At 32.8% G+C, this 15024-nt stretch carries 16 protein-coding genes; 9 read left to right on the top strand and 7 right to left on the bottom strand.

Annotated elements, in window-relative coordinates:
- Nucleotides 1–58: 58 nt before the first annotated feature.
- From QYS47_RS06210 to porX, 6 genes are all read right to left on the bottom strand, one after another.
- A complete protein-coding gene (locus QYS47_RS06210; RefSeq protein WP_322348066.1) occupies nucleotides 59–1258 on the bottom strand; it encodes a glutamate-5-semialdehyde dehydrogenase in 1200 nt (399 codons plus the stop codon).
- Nucleotides 1259–1309: 51 nt separating this feature from the next.
- On the bottom strand, nucleotides 1310–2101 hold the full coding sequence (gene proB / locus QYS47_RS06205) for a glutamate 5-kinase (RefSeq protein ID WP_302103926.1): 792 nt from the start codon (nucleotides 2099–2101) through the stop codon (nucleotides 1310–1312).
- A gap of 12 nt (nucleotides 2102–2113) precedes the next feature.
- Complete coding sequence (gene proC, locus QYS47_RS06200; protein WP_322348065.1) at nucleotides 2114–2920, bottom strand: pyrroline-5-carboxylate reductase; 807 nt, start codon at nucleotides 2918–2920, stop codon at nucleotides 2114–2116.
- Nucleotides 2921–3274: 354 nt separating this feature from the next.
- Nucleotides 3275–4504 carry an alanine dehydrogenase gene (locus QYS47_RS06195; RefSeq protein WP_308357340.1) on the bottom strand — a complete coding sequence of 410 codons (1230 nt, stop codon included), beginning with the start codon at nucleotides 4502–4504 and terminating at the stop codon, nucleotides 3275–3277.
- Complete coding sequence (tsaE, locus tag QYS47_RS06190) at nucleotides 4497–4946, bottom strand: tRNA (adenosine(37)-N6)-threonylcarbamoyltransferase complex ATPase subunit type 1 TsaE (protein ID WP_308357341.1); 450 nt, start codon at nucleotides 4944–4946, stop codon at nucleotides 4497–4499. The genes QYS47_RS06195 and tsaE overlap by 8 nt, the downstream gene beginning before the upstream one ends.
- Nucleotides 4936–6498: a T9SS response regulator signal transducer PorX gene (gene porX / locus QYS47_RS06185; RefSeq protein WP_308357342.1), complete on the bottom strand. Its 1563-nt coding sequence runs from the start codon at nucleotides 6496–6498 to the stop codon at nucleotides 4936–4938. Before porX ends, tsaE begins: the two co-directional genes overlap by 11 nt.
- Before the next feature lie 32 nt (nucleotides 6499–6530).
- On the opposite strand from porX, the gene QYS47_RS06180 reads away from it, so the two are divergent.
- From QYS47_RS06180 to QYS47_RS06140, 9 genes are all read left to right on the top strand, one after another.
- Nucleotides 6531–7751: an HD domain-containing protein gene (locus QYS47_RS06180; protein WP_322348064.1), complete on the top strand. Its 1221-nt coding sequence runs from the start codon at nucleotides 6531–6533 to the stop codon at nucleotides 7749–7751.
- Between the two features lie 25 nt (nucleotides 7752–7776).
- Nucleotides 7777–8826, top strand: coding sequence for a UDP-3-O-(3-hydroxymyristoyl)glucosamine N-acyltransferase (lpxD, locus tag QYS47_RS06175; RefSeq protein ID WP_322348063.1), 1050 nt, complete (start codon nucleotides 7777–7779; stop codon nucleotides 8824–8826).
- Nucleotides 8827–10221, top strand: a complete 1395-nt coding sequence (locus QYS47_RS06170; RefSeq protein ID WP_322348062.1) for a bifunctional UDP-3-O-[3-hydroxymyristoyl] N-acetylglucosamine deacetylase/3-hydroxyacyl-ACP dehydratase — start codon at nucleotides 8827–8829, stop codon at nucleotides 10219–10221.
- A 32-nt stretch (nucleotides 10222–10253) separates the two neighbouring features.
- Entirely contained in the window at nucleotides 10254–11033 is a 780-nt protein-coding gene (gene lpxA, locus QYS47_RS06165; protein WP_302127244.1) for an acyl-ACP--UDP-N-acetylglucosamine O-acyltransferase, read from the top strand.
- 40 nt (nucleotides 11034–11073) lie between these two features.
- On the top strand, nucleotides 11074–11700 hold the full coding sequence (locus tag QYS47_RS06160) for an ABC transporter ATP-binding protein (protein ID WP_302127245.1): 627 nt from the start codon (nucleotides 11074–11076) through the stop codon (nucleotides 11698–11700).
- Nucleotides 11701–11784: 84 nt separating this feature from the next.
- Entirely contained in the window at nucleotides 11785–12231 is a 447-nt protein-coding gene (locus QYS47_RS06155) for a hypothetical protein (RefSeq protein ID WP_302127246.1), read from the top strand.
- A 65-nt stretch (nucleotides 12232–12296) separates the two neighbouring features.
- Nucleotides 12297–12833: an NUDIX hydrolase gene (locus QYS47_RS06150; RefSeq protein WP_322348061.1), complete on the top strand. Its 537-nt coding sequence runs from the start codon at nucleotides 12297–12299 to the stop codon at nucleotides 12831–12833.
- A complete protein-coding gene (locus tag QYS47_RS06145) occupies nucleotides 12823–13878 on the top strand; it encodes a saccharopine dehydrogenase family protein (RefSeq protein ID WP_322348060.1) in 1056 nt (351 codons plus the stop codon). Before QYS47_RS06150 ends, QYS47_RS06145 begins: the two co-directional genes overlap by 11 nt.
- Nucleotides 13879–14060: 182 nt before the next feature.
- Nucleotides 14061–14771, top strand: a complete 711-nt coding sequence (locus tag QYS47_RS06140) for a tetratricopeptide repeat protein (RefSeq protein WP_308357348.1) — start codon at nucleotides 14061–14063, stop codon at nucleotides 14769–14771.
- A 51-nt stretch (nucleotides 14772–14822) separates the two neighbouring features.
- On the opposite strand, the gene QYS47_RS06135 is transcribed toward QYS47_RS06140, so the two are convergent.
- Nucleotides 14823–14984 carry a hypothetical protein gene (locus tag QYS47_RS06135; RefSeq protein ID WP_302127252.1) on the bottom strand — a complete coding sequence of 54 codons (162 nt, stop codon included), beginning with the start codon at nucleotides 14982–14984 and terminating at the stop codon, nucleotides 14823–14825.
- Nucleotides 14985–15024 lie beyond the last annotated feature (40 nt).

Genomic DNA, 15024 nt, shown 5'->3' with positions numbered 1-15024 from the left:
ACAAAAAAAGGCTTATCATATAATGATAAGCCTTTTTTTGTATGTATAATTTATAAAATTATTTCCTGATTTGTCCGCTACCTAAAACGTAATATTTATTAGTTACTAATTGCTTTAAGCCTAAAGGACCTCTGTGGTGAAGCTTGTCAGTACTAATCGCTAACTCAGCCCCCACTCCCATTTGACCACCATCAGTAAAACGCGTTGAAGCATTATGATATACAGCAGCACTATCTACTTGTTCCATAAATTTCTCAGCATCTTCTTTCGTTTCAGTCAATATAGTATTGGAGTGGCCTCCAGAATATTTATTGATAAAATCAATAGCATCGTCCAAGCCATTCACCGATGTCATGGCAGCCTTCATAGCTAAGAATTCTTCATACCAAACATCTTCACTGTCGATTTTATCATTTGTTTCTAAGCTATTAATCACTTTATCACTCGCTACTATATGAACTCCCTTATCAGTAAGTTCTTTTTCAATAGTTTTTAGAGTTTCTTCAAACTTAGGATGATTTTCATCTACTAAAATTTTATCTAAAGCGTTACAACCTGATATTTTATCAGTTTTAGCATTAACGATAACAGGAATCACTTTTTCCATATCAGCATCTGGCGCTACATAAGCAAAATTATTACCTCTACCACTCACTAAAACTGCACATTTCGCATGTTCTTTCACGAAATCAATCAAGCGTTCACCTCCTCTAGGAACAATTAAGTCAAGAGGCTGGTCTGGATTTCTCAAGAATTCCTGAGTAGTTGGTCTATCCATTTTTAAGTATTGGATCCAATCTTCCTCTAAACCATTTTCTTTCAACGATTTATGCCAGCATTTCACCAATTCTTCATTACTATTGTGAGCTTCTTTACCACCCTTCAATAATATTTTATTATTCGCTTTAAATGCTAAAACAGCAGCCTCAATGGTTACATCCGGACGCGATTCATAAATAATCATAATCGTACCGAATGGAGCTGTTTTATTAGTGATATTTAATCCATTCTCTAAGGTATCTTCACTTATTACATTTCCAACTGGATCATCTTGGTCTTTAACCTCTTTAACCGCTCTAATCATATCATCAACTTTCGCTGAATCAACAACTAAACGATCATAAAGAGCCTGATCATCTCTATTAAATGCGTCTAAATCTTTCTTATTTGCAGCAATGATAGCCTCTCTTTCTTTATCAAGATTATCTATCATTGATTGTAAAACTGCATTTTTAATTTCAGTATTTAAAAGCTTCATAAAAGCATATAAATTTTTAGTTAAAAAATATTCTCTCGAAAGATGTACTCTTTAGTCTTCTTTGTAAATTCTAGTTCCTACATCTTTCCCATGAACTATATCAATAATCACATCTTCTCTCTTACCATTTGCGATATAAGTTGTGATATCCTTCGATGCTGCACCTTTAGCAACATTAATTTTTGATTCCATTCCTCCTCGGCCTTCTCCTTCACCTTTGTCCGATTCTTGAACAAATTGCTCAACTTTTTGATCAGTGGTTACCGTTCTAATCAAGCTAGAATCATCGTGATCTGGGTGTCCATCATAGATACCATCTGTATCCGTCAATAAAATCAAAGTATCTGCTTTCACCAACTCAGCCACTAAGCTCGCCAATTCATCATTATCGGAAAACATTGACATTGAAAGTGAAACTGCATCATCCTCATTGGCAATAGGAACAATTCCTTGACTTAATAAACCTTCGTAACAATTGATCATGTTATCTCTGTGTCTACCAAAATCAAAATCCCTTTTAGTAGCCAATACTTGCGCACAGCGCATTCCATAATCATGGAAAATACTGTAATAATGACGCATCATTCTTGGTTGACCTACAGCCGAATATACTTGTCTTCTCTGTTCAGGATTATCTAGATTATCAATCTCATTATCATCCAATACTTCTTTACCTGCAATCACAGAACCTGAAGAAATAAGTACGCACATTACATCTTCTTCATAAAGACGTGCAACTTGATCTACAATTCTTTTTAGGATAGGTACTACAATGCGATTATCCTTATTGGTCATCACATTAGTACCTATTTTTACTACTACTCTTTTTGAATGTTTTTTCACAATTGACAGGGTTTATGATTCTTTTCCTAATTCAACTGCTCTATTAAAGGCTGCATGAGCCGCTTCTTCAATAAGACTATTAATGTTATTATCCTCCATTGAATCAAGTGCTGCTCGTGTTGTTCCTCCTTTGGATGCTACTCTCGTCATCCACTCTTTAGGACTTAAGTCAGATTTATTAAATAATTCTACAGCTCCTTCAAAGGTTTGACCAACTAATACTTTTGAATCGTGATCCGAGAATCCCATTTTCTGAGCAGCTTCCATCATAGATTGCATAAAATAGAAAACATAGGCAGGTCCACTACCAGAAATTCCAGTAGATGCATCTACGTCATTTTCTGTATCTAATCTTACTGATCTACCAGTAGTATCCAATAAGTTTTCTACAGTTGAAAGCTCTAATCTTGATACTTCATCAGAAGCTGTGAATGATGTTAACCCTTTACCAACTTGAGCTGGTAAGTTAGGCATAGCTCTTACCACTTTAGTTATTCCTAATCCATCTTTCATACTCTGAATTGTAACACCCGCCATAATTGAAATCACAATTTGATCTGGTGACATCATTGGCTTCAATTCAGAAAATAATTCTTCAGCATGATATGGCTTAACTGCAATAAAGATTATATCTGCTTTTGGTAAACAATCTGACAGATTAGTATAAACATCAAAACGACTAATTTTCTTTAATTCTTCTGTCTTCTCAGGGCTGGTATCTGAAATCATTAAATTATGATTAGAAAGAAATTCTGATTTCACTAAGGCTTTAGCATATGCTAAACCCATGTTACCTGCTCCTATTACAAGTACTTTCATATGTATAATTATATTGTTTAAATAAAAAATGACTCAATTACAGTGTGTCACATGCAAGCATTATGCATCAATCACTGAAAATGATGTCAAAACAAGTTTTAAATAAATTTATTGGAAAAATATACTACTGTAAACCAACTAGTTAGGTGAATTGTTTAAAGAATTTTGAATTATTTTGAAAAAATATTAAACGTTTAAATGCTTACCGCCATATAGGCGCAATCCTGTCATTATTGCAGAAAACCTGTCTGTCTCACAGGTTTTAATTAAAAATTATTGAGTAATGTGTTCTTAATTTGAATCAGCAAACGCACTAAAAAATGGCAAAGTGATAGTTGAAATAATAGAATCAGCTTAAAATCTGGCAGCCATCAATAAACTTAATTCCTTATATTTCAAATCAAATTTTTTGGCTAGATGCATATTGGTGAGGCTTCCTTTATAGGTATAAACTCCTTTCATAAACCAGGAATGCGTGAAAATCATTTCTTCTATCCCTCCTACATCACCAGCTTGCAACAACATAGGGGTTAAAATGTTACTTACAGCATTACTTGCAGTTCTTGACACCCTTGATGCTATATTTGGTACGCAATAATGGATTACATCAAACTTTTTAAAGGTTGGGTTATCATGAGATGTTACCTCTGAAGTTTCTACACAGCCCCCCTGGTCAATACTAACATCAATAATTACAGCATTTTTACGCATGTTCATCACCATTTCTTCCGTAACTATGCATCTATTACGTCCCTTTTCAGCCCTAATTGCACAAATTAAAACATCTGCCTCTGTTAAAGATTCACTTAACATCACAGTGTCCAATGTACTGGTATGAACTGGTTGACCTAAAGCGTGTTTAATCCTTCTTAATTTATAAAGATGATTATCATAAATTTCGATATTAGCTCCCAATCCTAATGCAGCTCTTGCAGCATATTCGCCAACTGTTCCTGCACCTAAAATAACCACCTTGGTCGGCCTAACTCCAGTAATTCCTCCTAGTATAATTCCTTTTCCATCATTTAGATTACTTAGCAACTCAGTAGCTATTTGGATAGCAGAAATACCTGCAACTTCACTCATTGCTCTCACTACTGGCATCCCTCCCACTTTATCCTCAATCAATTCAATACCAATAGCATTAATTCTCTTATTATTTAAGGAAAGAAAGTATTCTTTATTCAATTGCCCCAATTGAAGTGCAGAAATCAAAAAACTACCCGGCTTAAATAATTCAATTTCCTCTTGCGTAGGGGGCTCAATTTTTACAACTAATTGTGCCTCGAAAGCTTCCTTAGCGGAATACACTATCTTTGCACCGGCATCACTATACTCATTGTCAGTGAAATTACTACTTAGTCCCATTCCACTTTCAACAATTATTTCATGACCATTATTTGAAAGCAAAGCAACTGCACCTGGGGTTAATGGCACACGTTTTTCTTGTAAAGAAATTTCATTTGGAATTCCGATTTGCATGGAATTTTTCCCTTTTTTAACAGCTAATAGTTCTTCTTGTGGATATAAAGCTCCTTTTCTTGCTAAAACATCAAAGCCCGTTCTAGAGATTTCCTTAGCCATGCTTACTTATTTTAAAATTCCTTTTATTTCGATCATCAGAAAGCTCTATTTCTATCAGTAAAAATTGATCTGGAATAAATGATGGAATCATTTCGGGCCATTCAATTAAACATAGTTTATCAGAATAAAAATATTCCTCTACTCCTATTTCAAACGCTTCTTGCTCATTTTTAATTCTATAAAAATCAAAATGATATATTTCTTCAACTTTATCAGAGTAATATTCATTCACCAATCCAAAAGTTGGACTACTTACATGATCTTCCACTTCTAAAAAAGTGCATAAATTACTTATAAAAGTGGTTTTACCTCCTCCCATTTGAGCTTTAAAAAGCCAGATGTTTTCATCTTTGCCAAAATCATAGATTTCAGGTATTAATGAAGGGAGCTGATCTAAACTTACGTCCGAATAAGAAATATTTTCTGAAATATCACTTTCCATCTTTCGAAGTTAATGAAATAATGGGAATAATCATTTCTTCCATTGAAACTCCTCCATGCTGAAAGGTATCTTTAAAATAATTTACGTAATAATTATAGTTATTGGGGTAAGCAAAAAAGCTTTCTCCTTTAGTGAATACATAAGAAGTACTCACATTTATTTTAGGTAAATGAAATCTTTCTGGTTTGGTGGCTTCTAACACATCATTATTAGCTTTGTAGCCTAAGTTCTTACCTTGCTTGTATCTTAGATTACTATTAACATTTCTATCCCCAACAATTTTAAATGGCTTTTTAACCCGTATTGTACCATGATCTGTTGTGATAATTACTTTTGCCTTTTTTGAGGATACTCTTTTTAGTAAATCTAATAAAGGAGAGTGCATAAACCAGCTTTTTGTTAATGATCGATAAGCTGATTCATCTGGGGCTAATTCACGAATCATTTTCATGTCTGTACGAGCATGTGAAAGCATATCCACAAAATTGTAGACTAATACATTTAATTCTTGATCCATCATATTAGATACCTGATCTAATACCTGCTTCCCCTGGTTAACGTTTACTATTTTATTATAAGTAAATTTTACATCTTGATTCTTTTGCTTTAGTTGTCTTTCTAAAAATTTATCTTCAAAATTATTTTTACCTTCATCATCATCTTCATTTACCCATAAATCCGGATGCTTTTTAGCCATCTCATCCGGTAGCAATCCAGAGAATATTGAATTTCTTGCATAGGCTGTTGTGGTAGGTAAAATGGAATAGTAGTTATCTTCTTCATTAATATTGAAATATTTTGAAATTTCAGGTTCAATTAGCTTCCATTGATCAAACCTTAAATTATCAATTACAATAAAAAAAACTGGTTCTTCTCCCAGTTGCGGAAAAACCTTTTGCTCCATTAGCTGATGGCTTAATAAAGGGGCTTCATCTTGCCCTTCATTTAACCAATATTCATAATTATCATCAATGAATTTTGCGAAGTTAGTATTAGCCTCCACATGTTGCATTGACAATACTTCAGACATACTGTGGTCATCAGTTTGATCAATCTCTAAATCCCAAAAAACTAATTTTTTATACATCTCTGCCCATTCAGCATGATCCATATCATCGCCAAAAGCCATACTGATGTTTCTAAAATCCTGTTGGTAACTTTGATTAGTTTTTTCAGCTACCAAGCGTTGATTATCCAATATTTTTTTGACTGAAAGCAAAATTTGATTCGGATTAAGGGGTTTAATGAGATAATCAGCAATTTTAGAACCGATCGCTTCCTCCATTATATATTCTTCTTCACTTTTGGTAATCATCACCACCGGAAGATTAGGACTATTACTTTTAATTAAACTTAAAGTCTCCAAACCTGTCATCCCAGGCATATTCTCATCAAGAAAAACGATGTCAAATTTTTGCTCTTTACATAAATCTACTGCCTCAGAACCATTATTTACTGGAGTAATTTGATAACCTTTGTTTTCTAAAAAAATAATGTGGGGTTTTAGCAGATCGATTTCGTCATCTGCCCATAAGATTTGATAGTTTTGCATATTATATATTTGAGCCTTTAAAATTAATTGATTTGAAAAAGTTAAAAAAGGTTAACGATCCTATTTACGGTTTCATTACTATAAAAAGTGAATTACTTTTTAAAATATTTAACCATACATATTTCCAACGCTTACGCAGGATAAGACAGTTAGGTTTGAGTGAACTTGTTTATCCAGGAGCTACCCATACTCGTTTTCATCATGCTTTGGGGGCAACTCATTTAATGGGATTAGCTTTAGATCAGCTTAAAGAAAAAGGAGTAAGCATAAATGATCTTGAATATGAGTCTGCTCAAATCGCTATTTTATTGCACGATATTGGCCATGGACCATTTTCGCACGCATTGGAATATAGTTTAATTAAAGGAATAACCCATGAAAATATATCATTGCAATTCATGAAAATTCTAAATAAACAATTTTCTGGTCAGCTCGACACCGCAATTGCAATGTTTAAAAATACTTACAAAAGAAGGTTCTTCCATCAATTGATCTCAAGTCAGCTTGATGTTGACAGACTTGATTATTTAAATAGAGATTCATTTTACACTGGTGTATCGGAAGGCAATATTAGCGTTGAGCGTATTATAAGTCATTTAAATGTAATAGAGGACGAAATTGTAGTGGAAGAAAAAGCTATTTATAGCATAGAAAACTTCTTAAATGCTCGAAGATTAATGTATTGGCAAGTCTATCTTCATAAAACTGCTTTGAGTGCCGAAAGAATGCTGGTGCATTTAATTAGTAGAGCTAAAGAAGTGCACAGTTTAGATAATATTTCTCCAGCTTTAAGATATTTCTTGGAAAATGATTTCTCACTGGAAGAATTTCAAGATAACCCTGAAATCGTTCATAAATTTTCAATGTTGGATGATTCTGATATTTGGCATGCCATTAAAATATGGGGAAATAATAAAGATAAAGTATTGAAAAACCTTAGTTCAAGACTTCTTCAAAGAGATCTTTTTAAAATTAAATTAGATAATGAACCTTTGAAAAAAACTGAAATAAGTAGTATTAAAAGCAAAATATCTCAAAAATTTAGCCTCTTAAATAAAGAAGCTGCATTCTTTATTTCGCATGGAGAGGTAACCAATGCAGCCTATGTATTAGGTGGAAAAAGCATAAAAATTCTAAATAAGAAAGGGGAATTACTTGATATTGCCCAAGCAGCGGATTTACCAAATATTAAAGCTATGAGTAAAATAGTTAAAAAATATTATCTATGCCTGCCTAAAACCGTATCTTTGTAAATTATTACAACTTTATATGCAATAAATGGAATTTAGTGTAAACCAAATAGCCGGAATGATTGGTGGAAGTGTTGAAGGAGATGGTGAAAGATTAGTAGATAATCTAGGTAAAATAGAAGATGGAAAAGCTAAAACAATCAGCTTTTTATCCAATGAAAAATATGAAAATCACATATACAAGTCAGAAGCTGCAGCAATCATTGTAAAAGAAGATTTTTCAGCTAAAAAAGATATTAAACCAGCATTAATAAGAGTAAAGGATCCTTATTCAGCTTTCACTAAATTACTGGAAGAATACAGTAAAATTATGGCTTATGCGAAAACTGGCATAGAAGAACCTAGTTTTATTGGTGAAAAAAGTGAAACTGGTGACAACATTTACAGAGGAGCATTCTCCTATATTGGAAATAATGTAAAAATCGGTAATAATGTAAAGATTTATCCTCAAGCGCATATTGGTGACAATGTAGAAATCGGAGATAATACCATTATTTTCCAAGGAGTAAAAATATATGCTGATTGTAAAATAGGTCAGAACTGTAATATCCAAGCGGGCACTGTTATTGGGAGTGATGGCTTTGGATTTGCTCCACAGGAGGACGGTACTTATAAAACAATACCACAATTAGGAAATGTGATTATTGAAGATAATGTAAGTATTGGAGCTAACTCAACCATTGATTGTGCCACTTTAGGTTCAACCATTATTAAAAAAGGGGCTAAAATTGATAATCAGGTGCAAATCGCACATAATGTGGAGATAGGAGAAAATACAGTTATTGCTTCACAAGCTGGTGTTTCGGGTTCAACTAAGGTGGGAAAGAATTGTGTCCTTGCAGGACAAGTAGGAATAGTAGGCCATATAGAAATATCAGACTACACCACAATAAGTGCAAAATCTGGAGTATCCAAAACTATTAAAAAACCAAATACTATTATCACTGGAATGCATGGCATAGAGCATAAGCAGTATTTAAAATCTAACGCCCTATTCAGAAAACTGCCAGAATTACATCAGCAAGTTCAGCAATTGGAAAAAATAGTTTTAAATTTGCCCACTGAAAAAGGAATCTAAATGTACAATAAGCAGCATACAATAAAAAAGGCCATTAGTGTTTCCGGAGTAGGTCTTCATACAGGCCATAAAGTAACTCTAACATTTAAACCCGATGAAATTGATAGCGGAATAAAATTCCAAAGAATAGATCTTGAGGGTAAACCCATTATTGAAGCAGACGCTGACTTAGTTGTTGATACTTCAAGAGGAACTACAATAGCAAAAGGTGATGCTAGAGTCTCCACAGTGGAACATGTCTTATCAGCTTTAGTAGGTCTTCAGATTGACAATGTATTAATTGAAGTAGACGGACCTGAAACTCCAATTATGGACGGTAGTGCTAAATTATTTTATGAAGCACTTGAATCAGTGGGCTTAGAAGAGCAAAATGCTTTGAGAAATTTCTTCGAAATACCTGAAAGCCTATTCCTACAAGATGATGAGAAGAATGTAGAAATGGCGCTATTGCCGGTTGATGACTACCGAGTGACGGTTATGATTGACTATAATTCGAAGGTTTTAGGAAGTCAACATGCTTCATTAAATAATATTGCTGATTTTAAGAACGAAATCTCAACCTGTAGAACTTTTGTCTTTTTACATGAATTACAACAGCTATATAATAATAACTTAATAAAAGGTGGTGATTTAAATAATGCCATTGTTGTGGTAGATAAGCTGGTTTCAGAAAAGGAATTAAAAGAATTAGCAGAAATATTTAACAAACCTGACATTGAAGTCAAAGAAGAGGGAATATTAGATAATATAGAACTTCGATTTAAAAATGAACCTGCTCGTCACAAACTTTTGGATGTTGTAGGAGATCTTGCTTTAGTAGGAAGACCAATTAAAGGTCAAATTCTAGCTGCCAGACCAGGACATTCCACAAATGTTGCTTTTGCTCAGAAAATTAAAAAGTACATTAAAAAATCTGAGAAGTCAGCACCAAAATATGACCCTAATGCTGAACCTGTAATGGATATTGAAGGGATTTCTTCAATGTTAAGACATAGATATCCATTTCAGTTAGTTGATAAAATCATACATCAGGATCATAAAACGGTAATAGGAATTAAAAACATTACGATCAATGAACCCTTTTTTCAAGGTCATTTCCCCGGAAACCCTGTAATGCCTGGAGTATTACAGATTGAAGCTATGGCTCAAACAGGTGGAATACTGGTATTAAGTAGTGTGGATGAACCTGCAGATTATTGGACATATTTTCTAGGAATCGATAATTGCAAATTCAGGAAGATGGTTCGACCTGGAGATACAATAATCCTAAAATGTGAATTACTAGCTCCTATTAAAAGGGGTATAGCCAAAATGCAAGGATATGCGTATGTAGGTAATAGCGTTGTTAGCGAGGCAACACTTACTGCCAGAATTGTTAAAAAAGAAGAAGAATAGTCAATTTGCGAATTGACAAATAAAAATATTACATGAATAAATCACTTAATTACATCCACCCAGAAGCTAAAATTGGTAAAAATGTTATAATTGAGCCATTTACCTTTATTGATAAAGATGTTGAAATAGGCGATGGTACTTGGATTGGCCCAAATGTAACCATTAATGAAGGAGCAAGAATTGGAAAAAACTGCAAAATATATTCTGGCGCTACAATTTCAGCAATACCTCAGGATTTAAAATTTGAAGGTGAAAAAACCACTACTGAAATTGGTGATGAAACGGTTATTAGAGAATATGTAAACATCAGTAGAGGTACAAAAGATAGACTCGTAACTAAAATAGGTTCTAAATCTTTAATTATGGCATATGTCCATATAGCGCATGATTGCGTTATAGGAAATAATTGTATTTTGGTGAATTCCGTTCAGGTTGGCGGTCATGTTACAATTGATGATTGGGCCATCATAGGCGGAGCAACTGCAATTCATCAATTTGTTAAAATTGGTAGTCATGTCATGATATCGGGTGGTTCATTAGTAAGAAAAGATGTCCCTCCTTACGTTAAAGCAGCAAGAGAACCTCTTACGTATTGCGGAATAAATTCAGTTGGTCTAAGAAGAAGAGGTTTTAGCAATGAAAGAATTAACGATATTCAGGAAATTTACAGAAGCTTATATTTAAGTGGTAAAAATAATGCTGAGGCACTAGAAAATATAGAAACGCTGATTAGAAGTAGTGAAGAAAGAGACAATATTACAGCCTTTGTAAGAAAATCTGAAAGGGGTATTATGAAGGGATATGGGAATTAATCATCTCCTTAAAGTGAGGTTTAAAGCCTAAATCGATTGTATGCAATTAGTTATTGAAGGCCTTTCAAAAAAATATCCTAAAAATAAACTATTCGAAAACTTTAGTTATACATTCGAATCAGATAATGTTTATGCTATCACTGGTGAAAATGGAAGTGGTAAATCAACGTTCATGAAAATTATTGCAGGAGTAATTCCTGCAAGTAAAGGTACAGTAAGCATTTTTGAGAATAAAAAAAAAATAGATAAGGATAATATTCATCAAATTCTAGGAATAACTGCTCCATATCTTGAACTAATTGAGGAATTTACTTTAAAGGAACATCTTGAATTTCATTCAAAATTTAAAAAACTTTTAGTAGGTATAAATCTAGATGAAGAAATAGAGAGAGCTAATCTAAGTAAAAGTATAAACAAGAATGTACAGGAGTTTTCATCAGGAATGCAGCAAAGATTAAAACTAATCCTGAGTTGTTGTTATTCATCAGAAATACTTTTGCTAGATGAACCTACTTCCCATTTAGATATTAAAGGAATTGCTTGGTATAAAGATTTGATAAAGAGGACAAAACAAAAAAGAATGCTTTTAATTGCCTCCAATGAACTGGATGAATACAATGATTTTGCAAAAAAAATCATTAATATTGGTAGTTATTTAATTCGATAAAATAAAATTTAAAAATTTTATTGAATTATAAACAATAATTCGGACTTTTAAACTTTAAAATACAGCACTATTAACTAATTAAATATGAAAAGTAACATTAAACTTATTGCACTATTAGCAATCTCATTCACGGTCGTTTTCAGTTCTTGTAAAAAGAAGGGAAATGAACCTACTCCAGAAGAAGAAAAACTAGAAGAAATTAGCGGTACTTGGGCTATTGTTGGTGCAAATGTTTTAGACACTGATATAACAGGCGTAACTATTAATTTTAATGCTGACAATAAAACATATTCAGTTACTGGATTAGCTACTTTCACAGATTCTAATTTGAATCATGCAGAGGTTTTGGATAGTAGCGGAAGTTTTGATTTAAACGACAATCTTGATGTTATAACTTTAACTCCTGGAGGAGAGTTATCAATAGGAAATGTAAATAAAGAAACTGGTGATCTTACTTTAAGCTACTCTGGTCCTTTTCCGAAAGCTACTGACAACGAAACAAGTATCACATTAACACTTGTATTACAATAAATATTATTAAACTAAATTGTGAGCCATCTTAATAGATGGCTTTTTTTTTGTCTGATTTTTAAAAAATGGAATTATTAAATCAATACCTGCCAAAAACAGAAGTTGAAAAAAAATATAAATTAAAAATGCAAAAGCTTTATCAAAGCAAGGGTTCCAAAGCATTTTTAAGGGATAATTTAGACCGACATTTTACTGCTTCAGCATGGATTATAAATCCAATTTCACAGCAAGTATTATTACTTCATCATAAAAAACTAAATAAATGGCTACAAGCCGGTGGGCATGCCGATGGTGATGAAAATTTAGAAAAGGTTGCAAGAAAGGAAGCTTCAGAAGAAACAGGGCACAATAATTTGCAGCGAATATCGGAATCTATATTTGATATTGATATTCATACTATACCGGAAAGAAAAGGAATACCACAACATGAGCATTATGACGTAAGGTTTGCTTATTTTTGCCATGAAATAGAAGAAACTTCTATAAATTCAGAGAGTAATGACTTTCAATGGGTTGAATTAGATAGAATTAAAGATTTAACAAATGAACCTTCGATTTTAAGAATGGTATCAAAAACAAAAGATATTATTAATGGAATATAAAATATTGATTTATGGCGCAAATGGTTATACTGGCAGACTAATAACTAAAGAAGCTGTAAAGCAAAACATAAAGGTTGACATAGCAGGAAGAAATGATGTGGCAATTACTCAATTAAGCCAAGAAACAGGCTTTAAAAGACATATCCTTAATCTGAATGAAAGTGATAAGCTTGAGGATTTATTGAAGGATTTTGATACTGTAATACATTGTGCTGGGCCATTTTCTGAAACTGCAAAACCTATGGTGGAAGCCTGCATAAAGAGTAAAACAAATTATCTTGATATAACAGGTGAAATATGGGTATTTGAGGATGTGATAAAATATAGTGAGGAAGCAAAAAAAGCTGGTATTGCATTAATTCCTGGTATTGGATTCGATGTAGTACCTACAGATTGTCTTGCTGGATATTTAAAAAATAAGCTACCTGATGGAAATAAGTTGGAACTAGCATTTGTAGGATCAAAAACGGGAATGTCTAGAGGAACAGCAGTCACCATGGCTAAAAATGTTTCTAAAGGAGGTTTTATCAGAGAGAATGGAGAATTAAAAAATGTCCCCTTAGCGTATGAAGTTAAAGAAATAGAATTCGCTCATAAAAAACAAAGCTGTATGACTATTCCATGGGGAGATTTGATGACGGCATACACCCAAACTAGCATACCCAACATAAAAGTTTTTAGTGGAGCTAGTAAGAAAATGATAAATAACATCAAAAAGTATAGATATCTTAAATTCTTATTGGGTATTAGTTGGATTCAAAAATTCGTAAGAAGAAAAATAGAAAATTCAGTAACGGGACCATCTGAAGAAAGATTAGAAAATGGAAAAACATACGTTTTAGGAAACTTGGTAAATGGTAAGGGAGAAAAAGTATCCGCAGAATTAATAACTCCAGAGGCTTATAAGCTTACAGCAGAAACAGCTTTAAAAGCTGCTCTAAAGTTAGAAAAGACTAATTTATCTGGATACTTCACCCCAGCACAGGCATTTGGAATAGATTTTATAATGGAATTCGATAAGGTTGAAAGAATTGACAGGGCATAAAAAAACCCCGGTGAACCAAACCGGGGTAAACTATCAACCTTAAAATTACGCCCATTTGAATAAATGAATCGTAAAGCTTAATACAAATGTAAAACGGTTTTTTTTACCGTAAGTAGCACAAATACTAATTATGTCATCCATGTAAGGTTTTTAATATTTTACAACAATTAATGTTTAAACATATGTCTAAGGTTAACGCAATTTTATTACTAATAAGTTCAACAATTCTAATCTCATGCAGCCCGTCAGAAGAGGAGTTAATGCAAGAAAGTAGGAAAAAGATGCAAGCCGAAAATTACAAAGAGGCTATAGATTACTTAAATAGGGTCATTTCTAAAAATAATGATAATGCAGATGCATACAATATGAGAGGTGTCGCCTATCTTCAATTATTAGATTATTCAAAGTCCGTTGAAGATTTCACAAAAGCAATCATTATTGATTCATCAAATTATAAGCCGTATTATAATCGGGGAAATGTACATTTACAGAGAGAAAATTACGAAAAAGCATTATTAGATTACAACAAAGCAATAGATTTAAGGCCAAATACTGCAGATTTATACATCAACAGAGCATCCGCATTATTTGAATTAAAACAATATGATGCAGCACTTGAAGATAACCGTTTTGCAATTAAACTTTCACCAAATAATCATATACCATATCTCAACAGTGCCAAAACTCTTTTGCAATTTGGATCATTTAATAAGTCTGATAGCTTATTACAGTTAAGTTTGAAAATAAATCCAGAAAGTGGAGAAAGTTATTACTGGGCAGGATTTATCAAAATTAATACCGGAAATAAAGAAGGAGGATGTGATGACCTTATAAAAGCAAAAAACAGAGGTTTTCAAGATGCGATAGAAGCAATAGAAAAGTTTTGTAAATAATGACAAGGGAGTAATGTGTTTACTCCCTTTCATACATATAATATTAAATCTTTAACGAGAGGCAATTAAAACCATACCGAAAGCTACTACGCTTAACCAAAATTTATAAGGGGCAAGCGCAGGTATAGCAATAATATTCAACTCCATAAATACCAGAACTAGAATAACTATAATCGCAATTAGCTTCATTAAATTTCTTGACTTTCTGCTCATAATTTTCTGTTTTATAGGTTTTGATTATAAATATATCATT

Source organism: Marivirga arenosa (genome assembly GCF_030503875.2).
Lineage (GTDB): Bacteria > Bacteroidota > Bacteroidia > Cytophagales > Cyclobacteriaceae > Marivirga > Marivirga arenosa.
The sequence above is the reverse complement of the archived record's forward strand: the minus strand, read 5'-3'. Positions and strand labels throughout refer to the sequence as shown.

Bases quoted from the DNA above. Each gene is read 5' to 3' on its own strand.
- QYS47_RS06210 (WP_322348066.1), bottom strand. From the start codon at position 1,258: ATGAAGCTTTTAAATACTGAAATTAAAAATGCAGTTTTACAATCAATG.
- QYS47_RS06160 (WP_302127245.1), top strand. From the start codon at position 11,074: ATGCAATTAGTTATTGAAGGCCTTTCAAAAAAATATCCTAAAAATAAA.
- lpxA (WP_302127244.1), top strand. From the start codon at position 10,254: ATGAATAAATCACTTAATTACATCCACCCAGAAGCTAAAATTGGTAAA.
- QYS47_RS06195 (WP_308357340.1), bottom strand. From the start codon at position 4,504: ATGGCTAAGGAAATCTCTAGAACGGGCTTTGATGTTTTAGCAAGAAAA.
- QYS47_RS06135 (WP_302127252.1), bottom strand. From the start codon at position 14,984: ATGAGCAGAAAGTCAAGAAATTTAATGAAGCTAATTGCGATTATAGTT.
- QYS47_RS06155 (WP_302127246.1), top strand. From the start codon at position 11,785: ATGAAAAGTAACATTAAACTTATTGCACTATTAGCAATCTCATTCACG.
- QYS47_RS06145 (WP_322348060.1), top strand. From the start codon at position 12,823: ATGGAATATAAAATATTGATTTATGGCGCAAATGGTTATACTGGCAGA.
- QYS47_RS06150 (WP_322348061.1), top strand. From the start codon at position 12,297: ATGGAATTATTAAATCAATACCTGCCAAAAACAGAAGTTGAAAAAAAA.
- QYS47_RS06140 (WP_308357348.1), top strand. From the start codon at position 14,061: ATGTCTAAGGTTAACGCAATTTTATTACTAATAAGTTCAACAATTCTA.
- proC (WP_322348065.1), bottom strand. From the start codon at position 2,920: ATGAAAGTACTTGTAATAGGAGCAGGTAACATGGGTTTAGCATATGCT.
- lpxD (WP_322348063.1), top strand. From the start codon at position 7,777: ATGGAATTTAGTGTAAACCAAATAGCCGGAATGATTGGTGGAAGTGTT.
- QYS47_RS06170 (WP_322348062.1), top strand. From the start codon at position 8,827: ATGTACAATAAGCAGCATACAATAAAAAAGGCCATTAGTGTTTCCGGA.
- porX (WP_308357342.1), bottom strand. From the start codon at position 6,498: ATGCAAAACTATCAAATCTTATGGGCAGATGACGAAATCGATCTGCTA.
- tsaE (WP_308357341.1), bottom strand. From the start codon at position 4,946: ATGGAAAGTGATATTTCAGAAAATATTTCTTATTCGGACGTAAGTTTA.